Raw genomic sequence first — 17971 nt, 5'->3', positions numbered from 1 at the left:
CAAAGGCCCATTCAGCTCACTTTGTCGCCTGCAACGCCTGCAGCTTGGCCATCACCCCCGCCGCCGTCTGCTCGCCCAGCAACTGTTCACGCACTTTGCCCTTGTTGTCGATGATGTAGGTCACCGGCAGGGCCTCACTGCGCGGCAGGTCGAACAGGTCGGCCGGATCCTGCGCCAGCACGATGAACTTGATGCCCAGCTTCTCGCTGGCGCTCTTCAGGTCTTCACCCTGCACGTTGTCGAAGTTGACCCCGAACACGCCGATGTTCTTGCTCTTGAGCTCGTCAGCCAGATGATTGAGTTCAGGAATTTCCGTGCGGCACGGGCCACACCACTCGGCCCAGTAATTGATGACTACCCATTGCTTGTCCAGACGCTCGGACGCAACTTTCTGACCGTTCTGGTCAACCCCGTAGTCATTGCCGCAGCCCCCCAGCATCAACGCCCCGATTATCGTCAATGCCGCTGCCAATCGCCGTGTCATGTCATGTTCCCTGGTCAAAAATTGAAGGCGCCTGCGACCCATCGCCTCTGAAGGTTCTGGATTGCGCGCTGCACAGTTAGAATAGCCGCCACTTTACGCCAGAAGCGACCCGCCATGACCGATCTGACGCTTTATCACAATCCGCGCTGCTCGAAATCCCGCGGCGCACTGGAACTTCTCGAGGCCCGTGGCCTGACCCCAAACGTGGTGCGTTACCTGGAAACGCCGCTGGACGCCGCGCAGATCAAGGCCTTGCTCGGCAAGCTCGGGATCAGCGCACGGCAACTGCTGCGCACGGGAGAAGATGAATACAAAATGCTTCAGCTGGCGGACACGAGCCTCAGCGAAGCGCAACTGATCGCCGCCATCGCCGAACACCCGAAACTGATGGAGCGGCCGATTCTCGAAGTCGGCGACAAGGCCGTGATCGGCCGTCCTCCGGAGCAGATCCTGGAGCTGTTGCCGTGAGCGCGCCATACATTCTGGTTCTGTATTACAGCCGCAACGGTTCGACCAACGAGATGGCCCGGCAGATCGCCCGCGGTGTCGAGCAGGCCGGCCTCGAAGCGCGCCTGCGTACCGTACCGGCGATTTCCACCGAGTGCGAAGCCGTGGCCCCGGGCATCCCTGACGAAGGCGCGCTCTACGCCACCCTCGATGACCTGAAGAATTGCGCCGGTCTGGCCCTTGGCAGCCCGACGCGCTTCGGCAACATGGCCGCACCGCTCAAGTACTTCCTCGACGGCACCAGCAACCTGTGGCTGACCGGCGCGCTGGTCGGCAAACCGGCCGGCGTGTTCACCTCCACCGCCAGCCTGCACGGCGGCCAGGAAACCACTCTGTTGTCGATGATGCTGCCACTGTTGCACCACGGCATGCTGATCACCGGCCTGCCGTATAGCGAGTCGGCGCTGCTGGAAACCCAGGGCGGCGGCACGCCGTATGGCGCCAGTCATCACGCCGGGGCCGATGGCAAAAAAGGCCTTGATCAGCACGAGATCGCGCTGTGTCGCGCACTCGGCGCACGCCTGGCGAAAACCGCGCAAAAACTGGAGAGCTGACATGGCCCGGAAGCCGAAAGTCCTGCCCAGCGTTGAATGGCTGGAGCCGCGTGTACGGGCGATGCGGGTGATCAGCCTGCTGTGCTTTTTCGGCCTGGCAGGATTGCTGGCGGCTTATTACCTGGGATTCGCCGACCTGCACGGCGCCCGACCGTGGGTGATTCTGCTGGTCGAGCTGATCCCGTGGCTGATCCTTGCGCCGGGCATGCTCACGGGCAACGCACGCGCGCACTCGTGGATGTGCTTTGTGGTGAATCTGTATTTCATCAAGGGCGCGCTGGCGGCGTATGACCCCAACCGGCAGCTGTTTGGCGTGCTGGAGATGGTCGCGAGCCTGGCGCTGTTCTGCGCGGCGCTGCTGTATGTGCGGTGGCGGTATCAGTTGAATCGCAAGCTGGCGGGTGAAGGCGAGATTTCCGTCGCCTGATCTGACGCCTTCGCGAGCAAGCCCGCTCCCACATTTGAAATGTATTCCCTCTGTGGGAGCGGGCTTGCTCGCGAATGGAGCGATGCGGTCTTAATGATTGACGGTGTAAGCAAGCATCATCGAAATCTGGCTCATCGGCCGTCCACCACTCTGTTCATGCCACTGATTGAACGCATTCTGCACCGTGGCGAGATCGCGCAGACTGGTCGGCACTTTGTCGACGATCTTCTGCGCATTCAGCGCCGCGACCACGTCATAGCTCGGCACGAACGTGTCCTTGCCGACCATGCGCAAGAAGCGTGGCGCCGACAGTCCGCCCAGCTGACTCCCGCGTTTTTTCAGGTAAGTCCACAGACCGACGATATCGGTCACCGGCCAGTCGGCGATCAGCGCGCCGAAACTGCCCTTCTCCTGCTCGACATCGAGGATGAACTGCGCATTGCGCGGCACGCTCTTGAGCTTGCCCAGGTGGCGGATGATCCGCGCGTCCTGCATCAGACGTTCGAGGTGTTCGGCGCTCATCAGCACGACTTTTTCCGGGTCGTACTTGAAGAACACTTCTTCGAAGGCCGGCCACTTGGCGTCCACCAGGCTGTGCTTGAGTCCGGCACGGAATACGCGCAGGGCCATGGTCGAGAGGTAACGATCGTCGCTGATCTTGCGCAGTTGTGCGGGAGTCTTGGGAACGGGCAGATGGGCTTCCAGTTCAGCCGCCGAACCGAAGCGGTTCAGACAGTATTCGTGCAGCCACTTGTAATCGCGCATGCCCTCTCCTATTGAATGAAACGAAGAACCCCATGTGGGAGCGGGCCCTGTGGTGAGGGGATTTAGCGAAACGTCGCACCGCCGCGATGGTAGCAAAGCTCCCCAGAAAAGCTGGGGCCGCTGCGCAGCCCATCGGGGATGAATCCCCTCACCACAAGGCTCACTCCCACAGAGATTGGGTTTACAGATTGACGACGTTGACGAAGCGCGAAGCCGCTGTCTCATCGATCTTCAGGCTGGTGAAGTCGAACAGGTTGCGGTCGGCCAGTTGCGACGGCACCACGTTCTGCAGACTGCGGAAGATGCTTTCAGTTCGACCCGGAGTCTTGCGCTCCCAGTCCAAAAGCATTTCCTTGACCACCTGACGCTGCAGGTTTTCCTGCGAACCGCAAAGGTTGCACGGGATGATCGGGAACTCCTTGAAGTCCGAGTAGGCCTGGATGTCTTTCTCGTTGCAGTACGCCAACGGACGGATCACCACGTTGCGCCCGTCGTCGGCGCGTAGCTTCGGCGGCATCGCCTTGAGGGTGCCGTTGAAGAACATGTTGAGGAAGAACGTCTCGACGATGTCGTCACGGTGGTGACCGAGGGCCATCTTGGTCGCGCCGATTTCATCGGCGAAGGTGTACAGCGTGCCGCGACGCAGGCGCGAACACAGCGAGCAGGTGGTCTTGCCTTCCGGCACCAGCTCCTTGACCACCGAGTAGGTGTCCTTCTCGACGATGTGGTACTCGACGCCCAGCTCTTTCAGGTAGGCCGGCAGCACGTGCTCGGGAAAGCCCGGCTGCTTCTGGTCCATGTTCACCGCGACGATCTCGAACTTGATCGGCGCAACCTTCTGCAGGTGCATCAGCACGTCGAGCATGGTGTAGCTGTCCTTGCCCCCGGACAGGCAGACCATGACCTTGTCACCGTCTTCGATCATGTTGAAATCGGCGACCGCTTCGCCGGCCAGGCGGCGCAGGCGCTTTTGCAGTTTGTTCTGGTTGACCGTAAGAGTGCCCATGACGCGAAATCCGTGAGGTGTGACGAAAGGCGGGCATTTTACGCAAAAACCTGCCATCGGCGCAGCATCCTGACGGACGCCCCCTGTAGGAGCTGCCGAAGGCTGCGATCTTTTGATTGTAAAAAACCCAGGTCAAAAGATCGCAGCCTTCGGCAGCTCCTACAGATGCAACTGCGATTACGCCCCGTGTTTACAGCGCGATTTGCTCTAAGCCCCTACCACCTGTGCGGTTAAGTCCTTTCTATACTGCGACTTAAGGTCGCACACATCTGAAGACCTGAATTTGCTCGGCCACCTTGGCCCGTAGGCGCTCCGCTGGGGGGCGATGGCAATAACAAGAGGAGTGACTGGCATGATCCATCACGTAGTGGGACTTTTTACCCACCCCGATCAGGAATGGAAGGAAATCCGTGGCGACCAAGAGGAAAGCATCAGCCACATGTACCTGACGCACACGCTGATCCTGGCGGCGATTCCCGCCGTTTCGGCGTTTATCGGCACCACTCAGGTCGGCTGGGTGATCGGCAACCGCGCGCCGGTGATGCTCACCGTCGAAAGCGCGATCTGGATGACGGTGATGTCGTACCTGGCGATGCTCGGCGGCGTCGCAGTGATGGGCGCCTTCGTGCACTGGATGGCCCGTACCTATGACGCCAACCCGAGCCTGGCCCGTTGCGTGGCCTTTGCCACTTACACTGCGACACCGTTGTTCGTCGGCGGGCTGGCGGCGCTGTATCCGCACATGTGGCTGGGGATGATCGTCGGCACGGCGGCCATCTGCTACACGGTTTATCTGTTGTATGTGGGGTTGCCGACGTTCATGAACATTCCGTCGGACGAAGGCTTCCTGTTTTCCAGTTCGGTGCTGGCGGTGGGTCTGGTGGTGCTGGTTGCCATCATGGCGTTCACCGTGATTGTCTGGGGCCTCGGCGTCGGGCCGGTGTACACCAACTGAGATGCATCACCCCCGAGAACAACAAGATCTGCCAACACAGGCCGCCGCAAGGCGGCCTTCTCGTTTGGCGGATGACCATTCGGCAGGTCAGCGATTCGCAAGTCCGGGAGGTTGCGGCATACTCGACGCCTCTGGAGATCCATCAAGCATGCCCGAGCAACTCAATACCCGCGTCGAAGACTGTTACCAACTCGCTGAAGCCTTTTTCAAACGTCATTTCCAACGCCCCGTCGTCAGCCTCAAGCTGCGCGGGCAAAAAGCCGGTGTCGCGCATCTGCACGAGAACCTGCTGCGCTTCAATCCGCAGCTGTACCGGGAAAACACCGAACACTTCCTCAAGCAGACCGTGGCCCACGAAGTCGCGCACCTGATCGCCCATCAACTGTTCGGCGACCGCATCCAGCCGCATGGCGAGGAGTGGCAATTGATCATGCGCGGGGTTTACGAGCTGCCGCCGGATCGCTGCCACACCTACGCAATCAAACGCCGCAGCGTGACCCGCTATATCTACAAATGCCCGTGCGCCGACAGTGATTTCCCGTTTTCGGCACAGCGCCATAGCCTGGTGCGGCAGGGGCGGCGATATTTGTGCCGGCGCTGCCGCAACACCTTGGTGTTCAGTGGAGAGATGCGGGTGGAATAGCCGGTTCGTTGCTGTATTGGAGGGCCTCATCGCTGGCAAGCCAGCTCCCACAGGTTTTGTGTCGTACACAGAGTCTGTGAACACCCCGAAAAACTGTGGGAGCTGGCTTGCCAGCGAAGGGGCCGGTACAGACGCTAGAGAATCACCTTGGCACGCCGCAACTCGGCAATCCGCTCTGCACCAAACCCTAACTCCCCCAACACCTGCTCCGTATGCTGTCCCAACCCCGCGCCCACATGCCGCGGCGCCGGCAGCGCCTCGGAGAATTTCAACGGACAGGCAATCTGCGCCTGAGTCGTACCGTCGCCACGCGGCACCTGGCTCACCACTTCCCGCGCCTGCAATTGCGGGTGCTGCAGCGCCTCGCTCAGGTTCAAGACCGGCTCGACACAGGCATCGACCCCTGCGAACAGCTCGCACAGCTCGGCAAAGTCGTGCTTCTCGAATTCAACTTTCAGCGCATCCTTCAATGACCGCTGCTGCTCGGGTTTCGGCGACAAGCCCTGCGCCGCCAGCTCCGGCCGGCCCAGCGCCGTGCACAGTTGCTGCATGAACCCCGGCTCCAGACTGCCCACCGACAGCCAGCGCCCGTCGCGCGAGCGGTAGTAATCGTAAAAGCTGCCGCCATTGAGCATCTGGTCTTCCCAATGTGGCTCCTCGCCACAGGCCAGATACCCGGCACCGGCCATGGCGTTCAGGCTGAAGGCGCAATCGGTCATGCTCACATCCAGATGCGTGCCCTGCCCGCTCTGCTGCCGGGCGATGACCGCCGCCAGCAGGCCGATCACCCCATGCAGCGACCCACCTGCGATATCCGCCACCTGCATGCCCAGCGGCAATGGCCCGCTGTCGGCGCGGCCGGTGTAACTGGCGAGCCCGGCCAGTGCGAGGTAGTTGATGTCATGCCCGGCGCGATCCTTGTACGGGCCGGTCTGGCCGTAGCCGGTGATCGACACGTAAATCAGCTTCGGGTTGATCGCCTTCAGTGCCTCGTAACCCAGACCCAGACGCTCCATCACGCCAGGACGAAACTGCTCGAGGACGATGTCGTATTCGCCCAGCAACTGCCTGACCACCTCCAGCGCTTCCGGCTGCTTGAGGTCCAGCGCGAGACTGCGCTTGTTGCGATTCAGGTAAGCGTGGCTGGCCGACACGCCCTGATCGTGCGGCGGCAACACCCGCAGCAGATCCATACGCGTTGGCGATTCGATGCGCAGCACCTCGGCGCCCATGTCCGCCAGCAACAGCGAGGCGAACGGCCCCGGTAGCAGGGTCGAGAAATCCAGAATCTTCAGTGAGGCCAACGGCGCGGACATGGGCGATCTCCTTGGGCGATGCATCCAGCCTAGGCAGCGCTGCCGCGTACGGCAATCACCGGATGCATCAGCGGCAGTGACCGTAATGCTCAAATCGCCGGCAATAAAAAACCCCTGTAGCGAGGGGATTTATCCCCGATGGACTGCGCAGTAGTCCCCTTCTATCTAAGAAGGGGCCGCTTCGCGACCCATCGGGGATAAATCCCCTCACCACAAGGGTTATCAGGCTCCAGCATTACACTGGAGCCAATTCAGATTACTTGACGTTGCTCGGAGTAGCACCTTCAGCCACACCCAAATCATCTTCCGGACGGGTATCAACGATACCGCGACCACCCGAGGCCAGCTCGGATTGCAGTACGTCGGTGTCCAGCTCTTTCACCCACTTGGCAACCACGATGGTCGCTACAGCGTTGCCGACCAGGTTGGTCAGGGCGCGGGCTTCGGACATGAAGCGGTCGATACCGAGGATCAGCGCCAGACCGGCCACCGGCAGGTGACCGACCGCCGACAGGGTGGCGGCCAGCACGATGAAGCCCGAACCGGTCACACCGGCTGCGCCTTTGGAGGACAGCAGCAACACCACCAGCAGGGTGATCTGATGGGTGATGTCCATGTGCGTATCGGTGGCCTGAGCAATGAACACTGCAGCCATGGTCAGGTAGATCGCGGTACCGTCGAGGTTGAACGAATAACCGGTCGGGATCACCAGACCCACCACCGATTTCTTCGCGCCCAGACGCTCCATCTTGATCAGCATGCGTGGCAGTACCGATTCCGACGAGGAAGTACCCAGTACGATCAGCAGCTCTTCACGGATGTAGCGGATCATCTTCAGCACGCTGAAGCCGTGAGCGCGGGCAATACCGCCGAGCACGATCAGGATGAACAGCAGGCAAGTGACGTAGAAGCAGATCATCAGTTGACCCAACTGCACCAGCGAGCCGACACCGTAGGCACCGATGGTGAACGCCATCGCACCGAAGGCACCGATTGGCGCGAGCTTCATGATCATGTTGATGATGTTGAACATCACGTGGGCGAAGCGATCAATGAAGTCGAGGATCGGACGGCCGTAGTCACCCAGGCGATGCAGGGCGAAACCGAAGATCACCGAGAACATCAGCACTTGCAGAATGTCACCGGTGGCGAACGCGCCGACGATGGTGGTCGGGATCACGTTGAGCAGGAAGCCGACCACGCTCTGATCGGCGCCTTGCTGCACGTAGGTCGCGACTTTCGAGGCGTCCAGGGTGCTGACGTCGATGTGCATGCCGTTGCCCGGCTGCACGATGTTGACCACGATCAGGCCGACCAGCAGGGCGATGGTCGAAACGATTTCGAAGTACAGAAGTGCGTAACCGCCAGTCTTGCCGACCGACTTCATGCTTTGCATGCCGGCGATGCCGCTGACCACGGTGCAGAAGATGATCGGGGCGATGATCATTTTGATCAGTTTGATGAACCCGTCACCCAGTGGCTTTACCGCCACACCGAACTGCGGGTAGTAGTGGCCGAGCGCAATACCGATGATGATTGCGACGATCACCTGGAAATACAGGGATTTGTACAGTGGCTGACGAGTCGTCATTGCAAGTTTCCTCAAGCGTCCCGCGGGCAACATCCATCTGTTGAGCGCGGAACCTGAATTGCGAACCCTCCTGCACTGGAGGGATTTGTTGTTCGAGCGGCGCCTGTCCCACGGGATAAACGCACACTTCTGTCGCTCTTATCGCAAACGCCGTGCCACTTTGGTGCAATTCGCTGCAAGCCTTTTGATATCAAGGTATGCAGGGTGGTTTTTGTCACCGCCCGGTGACGCAATTGTGGCGGATTTCCGCCAACTCAGCGGGTCTCGTCCTACAATTTGGCGGAAATCCGCCTTGTTGTCGTGCGCATGCCCCGGCTACCATCCGGCGCCTGAGGAAGGATCTGCCGCTTATGCGCGAACGTACCATCGCCAGTCATTTCGCCCGTGCCGCCCTCGGTGGCGCACGCCGTTCGGGGTTCGACTATGCGCCGCTGCTGCAGCAACTGGGCATCAGCCCCGAGTTGCTTGATGAGCCACGAGCGCGCATCGCCCCGGAGCAATTCACCCAACTGCTGCAGAGCCTGTGGCTGGCACTGGATGACGAATACCTGGGCTTCGGCAACGCGCCGAGCAAACCCGGCAGCTTCGCAATGATGTGCCACGCGCTGATCCACTGCCGCAATCTGGAGAAGGCACTGCAACGCGGTTTATTGTTTTATAGCCTATTCCCCGAGGCCCCGCGCCTGAGCCTGAGTCGCGAAGACGAATGGGTGCGCCTGAGCCTCGACGATTCGCAGCTATGGGACCCGGATCACTTTCTCAGCGAGAGCCTGCTGGTGATCTGGCATCGCCTCGGCAGTTGGCTGATCGGCCAGCGGATTCGGCTGGAGCAGGCCACCTTCAGTTACCCGAAACCGGCGCACGGCGCCGAGTACGACCTGCTGTTCCCCTGCCCGCTGGTGTTTGGCGCCGAGCACAGCAGCCTGCTGTTTCACAGCCGCTACCTGCACATGCCGCTGTTGCAGGACGAACGCACCCTTAAGCATTTCCTCGAACGCTCGCCCGCCGACCTGCTGTCACGTCCCGACGACGGCGACAGCCTCAGCAGTCGCCTGCGCCGCTTGCTCAGCCGCGACAGTGCGCACTGGCCGGACCTCGAGGCGGTGGCCGCGCAGTTGCACATCAGCCCGCAAACCCTGCGCCGGCATTTGCGCGAGGAAGGCAGCAGTTTTCAGGAATTGAAGGATCAGTTGCGCCGCGACATCGCGATTTATCACCTGGGACGGGCGGATCTGTCGTTGCAACAGATTGCCGAGCAGTTGGGGTTTTCCGAGCCGTCGGCGTTTCACCGGGCTTTCAAGAAATGGACCGGGCTGACACCGGGGGCGTATCGGGCGCAGGAGCAGTGATCTGCTCGCGGTTTGTGGCGCCTTGACTGGCCTCATCGCTGGCAAGCCAGCTCCCACAGGTTTTAATGTCTTTCAAGGAATTTGTATACGACTCGGACACTGTGGGAGCTGGCTTGCCAGCGATAGCGCCCGAAAGACCAACACCTAAACCGCAGGAAACTGAATCCTGAACGCCGCCCCGCCCATCGGCGAATCCCCGAGCATCAGCTTGGCGTTGTAGCTCTCGATGATGTCCTTGACCACCGCCAGACCGATGCCCTGCCCCGGATGTTGGCGATCCAGACGCTCACCGCGCTCAAGGATCCGCGCGCGCTGATTCGGCGGCACACCGGGGCCGTCGTCTTCGATGCACAACTCGATGCCGGCCAGGCTCTCGCGCACGCTGATGCGCACTTCGCTCAGGCACAGGCGATACGCGTTCTCCAGCAGGTTGCCCATCATCTCCAGCAGTGCGCCCTGCTCGATTGGCACGTAGCAGTGCTCCGGCAGATCGAAGGCCACCCGCACACGTTTGTCGCGGTAGACCTTGTCCAGCGTGTCGCACAGGCTCTTGAGCACCGGTTGCAGTCGCACCTGATGGCGCACCAGACCGCTTTTGCGCAGGCTGGCCCGTTGCAGTTGATAGCTGATCTGCTGACTCATGCGCTCGATCTGGGTCTGCAGGACCCAGGCCTGATCGCGGTCCTCGGGACGCTGAGCCATGTCTTCGCTGACCCCTTGCAACACCGCCAGCGGGGTTTTCAGGCTGTGCGCCAGATCATCGAGGGAGTCGCGGTAGCGGCTGCGCTGTTGACGCTCGCTGTGCAGCAAGCGGTTGAGCGAGCCGGTCAGGCGCAGCAGTTCGCGCGGGTGCTGTTCGGTGAGGCTTTCGCGGGTGCCGCTTTCGATTTCATCGAGTTCCTGACTGAGCCGGCGCAATGCCTTGAGGCCCCAGGTCAGGCCGATCCACAACAGCGCCAGCAGCACCAGCAACGCGGCGCCGAAGCCCAGGTAGAGATTTTCGCGCAGGCCTTCGAGGGTGTTTTCGTATTCACGCACCGGTTGCAGGGCGACGATACTGAAGGCCGCACTCTTGCCGCCGAGCAGTTTGACTTCGACGTCGTAGACGAAGAACTCCTGGCCGTTGCTCTCGCGGATCCGCGCGAACTCGTTGCCCATGCCGTCGTAGCGCGGCTTGTAGTTGATCTGCTCTTCCTGCGTGCCTTTCGAACGCCAGACCAGTTTGCCCTCGCGGTCGTAGATGTAGCCAAGCAAGCGGTTGTCGGTGAGGTTGAAACGCTCATCCGGCAACTGCGTCGGCATCACCAGTTGACCACTATCGATACGCGCCGCCGAGATCAGCGTGGTGACGTCCGAGGCCAGGCGCTGCTCGATCGAGTCTTGCAACGCCAGGCTGAATGCGCCCTGCATGGCCGGCAGCAAGCCGAGCATGAACAACACCGCCAACGTGGTGGCGGCGAGCATCAAGCGAACGCGAAGCGAACGAATCAAGTGCAGCGCTCATTGAACAGGTAGCCGAGACCGCGCACGGTGTCGATCGGCTTGAACCCGCCCGGGCCCTCAAGCTTGCGGCGCAGGCGGCCGACCAACACTTCGATCACGTTCGGATCACGCTCGTCGTCATCCGGGTAGAGCTGTTCCATCAGGCGATCCTTGGGCACCACTTGCTGGTGGTGGCGCATCAGGTATTCAAGGATGCGGTATTCGTAGGCGGTCAGCGCCAGCGGCTCGTCATCCAGCGACGCCTGCTTGCGATTGAGGTCGAGCAGCAGCGGCCCGGCAACGATGGTCGACTGGGTAAAGCCGCTGGAACGGCGCAGCAAGGCGTTGAGTCGGGCATCGAGTTCTTCGAACTGGAATGGCTTGACCACGTAGTCGTCGGCACCGGCAGCGAGGCCTTCGACTTTGTCCTGCCAGTTGCCGCGCGCGGTGAGGATCAGGATCGGAAAGGTCTTGCCGGTCGAGCGCAACTGCCGGATCAAGTCCAGACCGCCCATGCCCGGCAGACCGAGATCGATCACCGCCAGATCGAAGTTGAACTGTCCGGTCTGGTACAGCGCCTCTTCGGCATTGGCCACGGACTCGACCACGTGACCGCTCTCCGTCAGGCGGGTTTGCAGGTGATGGCGCAACAGCGCTTCGTCTTCGACGACCAACAGTTTCATAACGCTCTCCCGGGTGAATCAAAAACTCCAGCTTCAACAGCATACCTGTGAGGGCGAGTCTGCTCGCGAAGGCGACGGCACAGGCGACACTTTCTCATTGCTGTTCGATCAGGTGCAAGGTTAGCAAGCCGCCCCTGTACCTGCCCTGAACGCCCGGTGAACCCGCACTGAATCAAATCGACTAGGCTGTCCTGACCACTTTCGATAAGGAGACCGACCATGCGCCTGTTTTTCGCCCTCGCCCTGCTTGCGGCCAGCAGTCTGGCCAACGCCGCGATCAAGACTCAGGAAATTCCCTACCAGAGCGCCGACGGCACCCAACTGATCGGCTACTACGCCTACGACGACGCGATCAAGGGCAAACGCCCGGGGATCGTCGTGGTGCACGAATGGTGGGGCCTGAACGACTACGCCAAACGCCGCGCCCGCGACCTCGCCGAACTGGGCTACAGCGCACTGGCGATCGACATGTACGGCGAAGGCAAGAACACCGAGCACCCGAAAGATGCGATGGCGTTCATGCAGGCCGCGACCCAGGATGCCGCTGCCTCCAGCAAACGCTTCGAGGCCGGGTTGAACCTGCTGAAAAAGCAGCCACAGACCGACGTGAATAAAATCGCCGCCATCGGTTACTGCTTCGGCGGCGGCGTGGTGCTCAATGCGGCGCGTCAGGGCGAGCCGCTGGCGGGTGTGGTGAGTTTCCACGGCGCACTGGCGACCAAGACGCCGGCGACGCCTGGCAGTGTGAAGGCGAAGGTTCTGGTCGAGCACGGTGCGCTGGACAGCATGGTCACCCCGGCCAACGTCAGCGACTTCAAGGCTGAAATGGACAAGGCCGGCGCCGACTACACATTCGTCAGCCTCGACGGCGCCAAGCATGGCTTCACCAACCCGGATGCCGATCGTTTGAGCCACGGTGAACACGGTGGCCCGGATATCGGCTACAACAAAGCCGCCGATGAAAAGTCCTGGGCGGACATGAAGGCGTTCTTCCAGAAAATCTTTGGCTGATCCATTCCCCCCCCTGTAGGAGCTGCCGAAGGCTGCGATCTTGGCTTTTTAAAGATCAAGATCAAAAGATCGCAGCCTTCGGCAGCTCCTACAGGTTTGACCTTACCGCCGGGTAAAGGATTTGGCTCTACCCAGCATCCGCGCCAACCGGCAAAATGCCCGCCATGAATTCCAATCCGCCCCTCCCCGCCTGCTGCACCCCGCTCGACGCCCATTGGCCGTTGCCCAACGTGTTGCCCGAAACCGTTCTGCTCAGCACCCGTTTCGACCCGAAACAATTGCTCAGCGATGACTTCCAGCGCTGCGCCATCGAACCGCCGCCGAGCATTCAGCGCTCGGTTGCCAAGCGCCAGGCAGAGTTTCTTGCCGGGCGGATCTGCGCCCGGGCCGCGTTGCAGCAACTGGAAGGCTCCAGCGTGATTCCGGCGATTGGCGAAGACCGTGCGCCGGTGTGGCCGGCGCACATCTGCGGCTCGATCACCCACAGCACCGGGCGTGCGGCGGCGATTGTCGCCAACAAGCAGCACTGGCGTGGCTTGGGCATGGACCTGGAAAACCTGCTGGACAGCGACCGCGCCGAACGCCTGGCCGGGGAGATCCTGACGCCTGCGGAACTGCAGCGCATGGCCGCCGCCCCTCGCGATCAACTGGGGTTGTGGGTGACCCTGACGTTTTCGGTGAAAGAAAGCCTGTTCAAGGCGCTGTATCCGATTGTGCAGAAGCGCTTTTATTTCGAGCACGCCGAGGTGCTGGAGTGGACGGAGCAAGGCCGGGTGCGCTTGCGCCTGCTGACTGATCTGTCTGGTGAATGGCGTCATGGCAGTGAGCTGGAGGCGCAATTTGGTGTGCAGGAGGGACAGTTGTTGAGTCTGGTCAGCATTCCTGCCTGAGGATTTTTTAGCGCCGGTGTGGGCCTCATCGCTGGCAAGCCAGCTCCCACAGGTTCCGGACCGTGCACAATACCTGTGGGAGCTGGCTTGCCAGCGATGGGGCCAGCAAAACCACCACAAAACTCAGCGGCGCTCCTGATTCCGCGGCCAACTCAGACTGAAGCAAGCCCCGCCCAGACTCTTGCTCTTGTTGATCAGCGCCCGACCGTCATGCCAATGGATGATCCGCCGCACAATCGACAACCCCAGCCCATGCCCGCCCGACGCCCGCGTGCGACTGTCATCCAGACGCAGAAACGGCGTGAAGATCCGCTCCCACGCCACCTCCGGCACGCCCGGCCCGTCATCCTCGACATCGACCCGGCAGCGCAACTGCCCGACTTGATAACTCACCGTGACTTTCGAGCGCGCATGGCGCATCGCGTTGCTCACCAGATTCTGCAACGCGCGGTGCAGGAAGCGCGGCTCAGCCTCGACCCAGGCGCCGTCGTTATCCGCGGCTGACAGGCACAACCCACGCTGCACCGTGACCCCGGCACGCAACGGCGCCAGTTCTTCGATCACCTGATTGACCAGCGCATCGAGGTCGATGCGTTGAAAGGTCAGCGCCGGCGAGCCCTGCTCCAGCCGCGCGTAAGTGAGCATTTCGTCCACCAGTTTATCGAGATCCTCGATGTCGTGGTCCATGCCCTCGCGGTACTTTTCCAGCGCTTGCGGGGTGGTGGCCGAGCCGATCATCTCCAGGCCGAAACGCAGGCGCGCCACCGGCGTACGCAACTCGTGGGACACCGCACGCACCAGCTCGCGCTGGATCGCCAGCAATTGCTGCAAGTGCTCGGCCATGCCGTTGAACGCAGCCGCCAGCCGCCCCACCGAGTCAGCCCCTCGGGCCGGTACACGGGTTTCCAGACTGCCCTTGGCGATGCGCGTGGCCGCGGCTTCGAGGCCGCGCAAGCGCCGTTCGAGCTGGCGCACCAGCAGATAAACGATCAGGCCGATCAGGCTCAGGCCGAGGGCCGCGATCAACACCAGCCATTGCGGCGGGTACGGATTCATCTGATACAGCGGGCCGATCTCCAGCACCCACGGCGTGCCGACCATACCGGCAAACACCCGGATCGAATCCCCGCCCTTGCCCAGCGCCATCACGGTGTCGCCCTCGGACACGCGACGGCTCTGGTCTTCGTCCATATCGGCCTCATTGACCGTGACCAGCCGCAGATCGAAACCGAAGCCCTTCTCTTCCTTTAATTGCGCCAGCCGCTTGGGCTGTTCGCCGACCGGCACCCGCACCAGCTCATCGGCCAGCAGGTAAATGGTCGCGCGTGCCAGTTGTTCGCTGATCTGTTGTACGTCACCGGTCAGCAGCAGCTGCTCCTTGTCGCTGACCAGTCGGTAGACCCGCGCCGCATGCGGGCCGGTCTGCTCCACCAAGGCCTGACCGCGCTGCACCCGGGCGCGCTGGGACAGATCCAGGTTGGTCTCGGAAAACGTCTTCAGCGCCAGCGGAATTCCCAGCAGCCGCTCCCAGACCAGCAGCGCCCGATGGCGCTCGGTCTCGTTCATCGGTTGCAGGTTGTCGGCCATCAGCGAGAACGTGCCGTGGGCCAGGCGCTCGCGGTACTGCTCGCTGCGCACCTGATTGAGCAGGTGCAGCGCCAGCACGCCGAGCACCGCCACCAGAATCAGCGCCGCGCACATGCCGCCATAGATGCGCAGGAAGATCGAGTTCACAGCGCCAGATCCACGCAGGCCTCAGGCACGAACAGATAACCTTTGCTGCGGATGGTCTTGATCAGGCGCGGGTGATCGGGGTCGTCGCCGATTTTCGGGCGTATGCGCGAGATGCGCACGTCGATCGAGCGATCCTGGCCGTCGTAGCCGATGCCGCGCAGCGCGGTAAAAATTTCTTCGCGGGAGAGGATGCGTCCGGCATTCGACACCAGCAACCAGAGCAGATCGAATTCGGCACTGGTCAATTCGATGCCGTTGTCACTGAGCCAGGCTTCACGCAAGGCGTTGTCCACCACCAGCGGGCCGAATTGCAGGCGACGGCTTTTTTCCGCGACGGGTTCGGCTGTGTCACTGCGGCGCAGCAACGCCTGGATCCGCGCCAGCAACAGCCGTGGCCGCACCGGTTTGCACACATAATCGTCGGCGCCGAGGTCGAGGCCCTGAATCTGATCGGCATCGTCGGTGCGCGCGGTGAGCATCAGGATCGGCCCGTCATAACGGTCGCGCACCTTGCGGCAGATGCTCAGGCCGTCTTCACCGGGCAGCATCAGGTCGAGGATCACCAGGTCCGGCTGCTCCTTGATGATCCGCGCTGCCGCCAGCGCGCCGTTGCCTTCGATCTCCACGCGCAATCCATTGGCTTGCAGGTATTCGCGGGTGAGTTCGGCCAGACGCTGGTCGTCCTCGACTATCAATACCTGCCAGGCTTCTTGCTCCACCAGTGACCTCTGCTTGCTGTTTTTATTAATAAGGCAGAAACGCATTGCCCTATGTAGGAGCTGCCGCAGGCTGCGATCTTTTGATTTTAAAAAGCAAGATCAAAAGATCGCAGCCTGCGGCAGCTCCTACACAGGTGTGCGGTTGCCCGCAGATTCGGATCCTCCGGTCTTTTTGTCATCTTTCGGGAGGATAAGAATGGGTAAACACCGCTCGATTGTATAAACGGCGTACAGCCAGAACACAAGTCGCCAAATGCGTTCGGACACGGCGGTTTTTTGTGGTAGGGTTCGCGCCCTTAAAAATCCGCTGAAGCGTTTTTCCCGAGTGAAAAACAGTGACAAACGGTCTAGCTCAGCAGGTTCGCGGCCTACACGGTAATTCCTGGTTTCTTACACAATTTACGCACAGGTTTATCCACAGCTAGTACGTTGCAAGCCCCCTCGAAACGCATTATCTTGTAGCACGGCGCAAGGAGAGACCCTACATATAGGGTTTTCCGCTCAAACGCCCAACCACATTTCGGACCTGAAACTCAAGCGCTTTATTGCCGGTTTCCGGTTGAACCAAGCAAGTTTTTCAAAGACCAAACCGCACTTGCGGATGGCACCGTTTTTCAGGTTGGAAACGACCGGAACGGTACGGGTGTTGCAGTCATGACTGTCACCCAGGAAGGAATCCGGCTCGAGCCCTGGCTCGCAGCCAAAAACTTCGGCAAGGATGCGGCGTCATTAGCCTTTTTCCTACTGGTCCGAAGTTGTTATGCCCGACGCCCGTCGGTTGTAGTGCTTCGGACCAGAACGGTGAGCACCATGATGGTGCCCAAACAAACATAGAGAATGTGGAGATCACCCCCCATGCAAACCGACACAACTCGCGAGAACCCGCAGGGCACCTTGCCGCAGGCCGCCGATTCGAATTCGGATCTGGCTGCCACCGCGCCGGGTCAACTGCGCGTGATCAAGCGTAATGGCACTGTCGTTCCTTACACCGATGACAAGATCACCGTCGCTATCACCAAAGCGTTTCTCGCAGTTGAGGGCGGCACCGCTGCCGCTTCGTCGCGAATCCACGACACCGTTGCCCGTCTGACCGAACAGGTCACCGCGACCTTCAAGCGTCGCATGCCGTCGGGCGGCACCATCCACATCGAAGAAATCCAGGACCAGGTCGAACTGGCCCTGATGCGTGCCGGCGAGCAGAAAGTCGCTCGCGACTACGTGATCTACCGTGACGGCCGTTCGAAAGAACGCGCTGCCCACGCTCCGGTCGAAGCTGCGGTCGACGCGCACCCGTCGATCCGTATCACCCGCGCCGACGGCAGCCTCGCGCCGCTGGACATGGGCCGCCTGAACACCATCGTCACCGAAGCCTGCGAAGGCCTGGCTGAAGTCGATGGCGACCTGATCCAGCGCGAAACCCTGAAAAACCTGTACGACGGCGTGGCCCTGAACGACGTCAACACCGCACTGGTAATGACCGCGCGTACCCTGGTTGAACGTGAGCCGAACTACTCGTTCGTGACCGCGCGCCTGCTGATGGACACCCTGCGTGCCGAAGGCCTGGGCTTCCTGGGTGTGGCCGAAAGCGCCACTCACCACGAAATGGCCGAGCTGTACGCCAAGGCGCTGCCAGCCTACGTTGCCAAAGGTATCGAGTTCGAACTGCTGAACCCTGTGCTGGCCACCTTCGACCTGGAAAAACTGGGCAAGGCGATCAACCACGAGCGCGATCAGCAATTCACCTACCTGGGCCTGCAGACCCTGTACGACCGTTACTTCATCCTCTATGATTGCGTTAGTTTAGAAGTGTGTAATATATTCTTCTTTGTAGTTGTCTTTTGCCTTGTTATGGTTG

The 17971-nt window shown here is 61.1% G+C and carries 18 protein-coding genes; 9 read left to right on the top strand and 9 right to left on the bottom strand.

All coding sequences use genetic code 11. The annotated features are described in order from the left end of the window. Positions 1 to 16 precede the first annotated feature (16 nt). On the bottom strand, positions 17 to 484 hold the full coding sequence (locus ACIOUG_RS21670) for a TlpA disulfide reductase family protein (protein WP_401068544.1): 468 nt from the start codon (positions 482 to 484) through the stop codon (positions 17 to 19). 114 nt (positions 485 to 598) lie between these two features. Between ACIOUG_RS21670 and arsC the strand changes: the two genes are divergently transcribed. The 3 genes from arsC to ACIOUG_RS21655 are packed head-to-tail and all read left to right on the top strand — an operon-like array spanning position 599 to position 1972. Continuing rightward, the gene (gene arsC, locus ACIOUG_RS21665) at positions 599 to 952 is read left to right on the top strand and encodes an arsenate reductase (glutaredoxin) (protein ID WP_201136851.1); all 354 of its coding nucleotides are present in this window, start codon (positions 599 to 601) and stop codon (positions 950 to 952) included. Beyond that, positions 949 to 1545 carry an NAD(P)H:quinone oxidoreductase gene (gene wrbA, locus ACIOUG_RS21660; RefSeq protein WP_401068542.1) on the top strand — a complete coding sequence of 199 codons (597 nt, stop codon included), beginning with the start codon at positions 949 to 951 and terminating at the stop codon, positions 1543 to 1545. The genes arsC and wrbA overlap by 4 nt, the downstream gene beginning before the upstream one ends. Before the next feature lies 1 nt (position 1546). After that, positions 1547 to 1972: a DUF2069 domain-containing protein gene (locus ACIOUG_RS21655; protein WP_401068540.1), complete on the top strand. Its 426-nt coding sequence runs from the start codon at positions 1547 to 1549 to the stop codon at positions 1970 to 1972. A 90-nt stretch (positions 1973 to 2062) separates the two neighbouring features. On the opposite strand, the gene ACIOUG_RS21650 is transcribed toward ACIOUG_RS21655, so the two are convergent. Then, entirely contained in the window at positions 2063 to 2737 is a 675-nt protein-coding gene (locus ACIOUG_RS21650; protein WP_401068538.1) for a DNA-3-methyladenine glycosylase I, read from the bottom strand. Positions 2738 to 2918: 181 nt separating this feature from the next. After that, positions 2919 to 3743: a tRNA 2-thiocytidine(32) synthetase TtcA gene (gene ttcA / locus ACIOUG_RS21645; RefSeq protein ID WP_401068537.1), complete on the bottom strand. Its 825-nt coding sequence runs from the start codon at positions 3741 to 3743 to the stop codon at positions 2919 to 2921. Between the two features lie 352 nt (positions 3744 to 4095). Between ttcA and ACIOUG_RS21640 the strand changes: the two genes are divergently transcribed. Continuing rightward, a complete protein-coding gene (locus ACIOUG_RS21640; RefSeq protein ID WP_007917515.1) occupies positions 4096 to 4698 on the top strand; it encodes a Yip1 family protein in 603 nt (200 codons plus the stop codon). 148 nt (positions 4699 to 4846) lie between these two features. After that, positions 4847 to 5341 (top strand): SprT family zinc-dependent metalloprotease, encoded by a 495-nt coding sequence (locus tag ACIOUG_RS21635; RefSeq protein ID WP_003227192.1) that lies wholly within the window; start codon positions 4847 to 4849, stop codon positions 5339 to 5341. A 134-nt stretch (positions 5342 to 5475) separates the two neighbouring features. Here ACIOUG_RS21635 and ACIOUG_RS21630 read toward each other — a convergent pair whose 3' ends face one another. Further along, positions 5476 to 6657: a CaiB/BaiF CoA transferase family protein gene (locus tag ACIOUG_RS21630; protein ID WP_401068535.1), complete on the bottom strand. Its 1182-nt coding sequence runs from the start codon at positions 6655 to 6657 to the stop codon at positions 5476 to 5478. Between the two features lie 256 nt (positions 6658 to 6913). Continuing rightward, a complete protein-coding gene (locus ACIOUG_RS21625; protein WP_401068534.1) occupies positions 6914 to 8248 on the bottom strand; it encodes a dicarboxylate/amino acid:cation symporter in 1335 nt (444 codons plus the stop codon). A 350-nt stretch (positions 8249 to 8598) separates the two neighbouring features. On the opposite strand from ACIOUG_RS21625, the gene ACIOUG_RS21620 reads away from it, so the two are divergent. Further along, positions 8599 to 9597: an AraC family transcriptional regulator gene (locus ACIOUG_RS21620; protein WP_401068532.1), complete on the top strand. Its 999-nt coding sequence runs from the start codon at positions 8599 to 8601 to the stop codon at positions 9595 to 9597. Positions 9598 to 9741: 144 nt separating this feature from the next. Here ACIOUG_RS21620 and ACIOUG_RS21615 read toward each other — a convergent pair whose 3' ends face one another. Together ACIOUG_RS21615 and ACIOUG_RS21610 are read right to left on the bottom strand one after the other, a co-directional pair. Continuing rightward, a complete protein-coding gene (locus ACIOUG_RS21615; protein WP_401068530.1) occupies positions 9742 to 11088 on the bottom strand; it encodes an ATP-binding protein in 1347 nt (448 codons plus the stop codon). Continuing rightward, complete coding sequence (locus ACIOUG_RS21610) at positions 11085 to 11762, bottom strand: response regulator (protein WP_401068528.1); 678 nt, start codon at positions 11760 to 11762, stop codon at positions 11085 to 11087. The genes ACIOUG_RS21615 and ACIOUG_RS21610 overlap by 4 nt, the downstream gene beginning before the upstream one ends. Before the next feature lie 219 nt (positions 11763 to 11981). Here ACIOUG_RS21610 and ACIOUG_RS21605 point away from each other — a divergent pair, with 219 nt between their 5' ends. Together ACIOUG_RS21605 and ACIOUG_RS21600 are read left to right on the top strand one after the other, a co-directional pair. Beyond that, on the top strand, positions 11982 to 12773 hold the full coding sequence (locus ACIOUG_RS21605) for a dienelactone hydrolase family protein (RefSeq protein ID WP_401068526.1): 792 nt from the start codon (positions 11982 to 11984) through the stop codon (positions 12771 to 12773). Between the two features lie 164 nt (positions 12774 to 12937). Further along, positions 12938 to 13663, top strand: coding sequence for a 4'-phosphopantetheinyl transferase (locus tag ACIOUG_RS21600; RefSeq protein ID WP_401068524.1), 726 nt, complete (start codon positions 12938 to 12940; stop codon positions 13661 to 13663). 123 nt (positions 13664 to 13786) lie between these two features. Here ACIOUG_RS21600 and ACIOUG_RS21595 read toward each other — a convergent pair whose 3' ends face one another. Beyond that, positions 13787 to 15397 (bottom strand): ATP-binding protein, encoded by a 1611-nt coding sequence (locus ACIOUG_RS21595; RefSeq protein ID WP_401068522.1) that lies wholly within the window; start codon positions 15395 to 15397, stop codon positions 13787 to 13789. After that, on the bottom strand, positions 15394 to 16116 hold the full coding sequence (locus ACIOUG_RS21590) for a response regulator (protein WP_401068521.1): 723 nt from the start codon (positions 16114 to 16116) through the stop codon (positions 15394 to 15396). The genes ACIOUG_RS21595 and ACIOUG_RS21590 overlap by 4 nt, the downstream gene beginning before the upstream one ends. A gap of 855 nt (positions 16117 to 16971) precedes the next feature. Here ACIOUG_RS21590 and ACIOUG_RS21585 point away from each other — a divergent pair. Further along, positions 16972 to 17971: ATP cone domain-containing protein (locus ACIOUG_RS21585; RefSeq protein ID WP_401068519.1), on the top strand; the 1000-nt coding region annotated here is incomplete at its 3' end.

The sequence above is a fragment of the Pseudomonas sp. NPDC087803 genome (genome assembly GCF_044742995.1).
GTDB lineage: Bacteria > Pseudomonadota > Gammaproteobacteria > Pseudomonadales > Pseudomonadaceae > Aquipseudomonas.
This window is presented reverse-complemented; position numbering and strand designations above follow the sequence as displayed.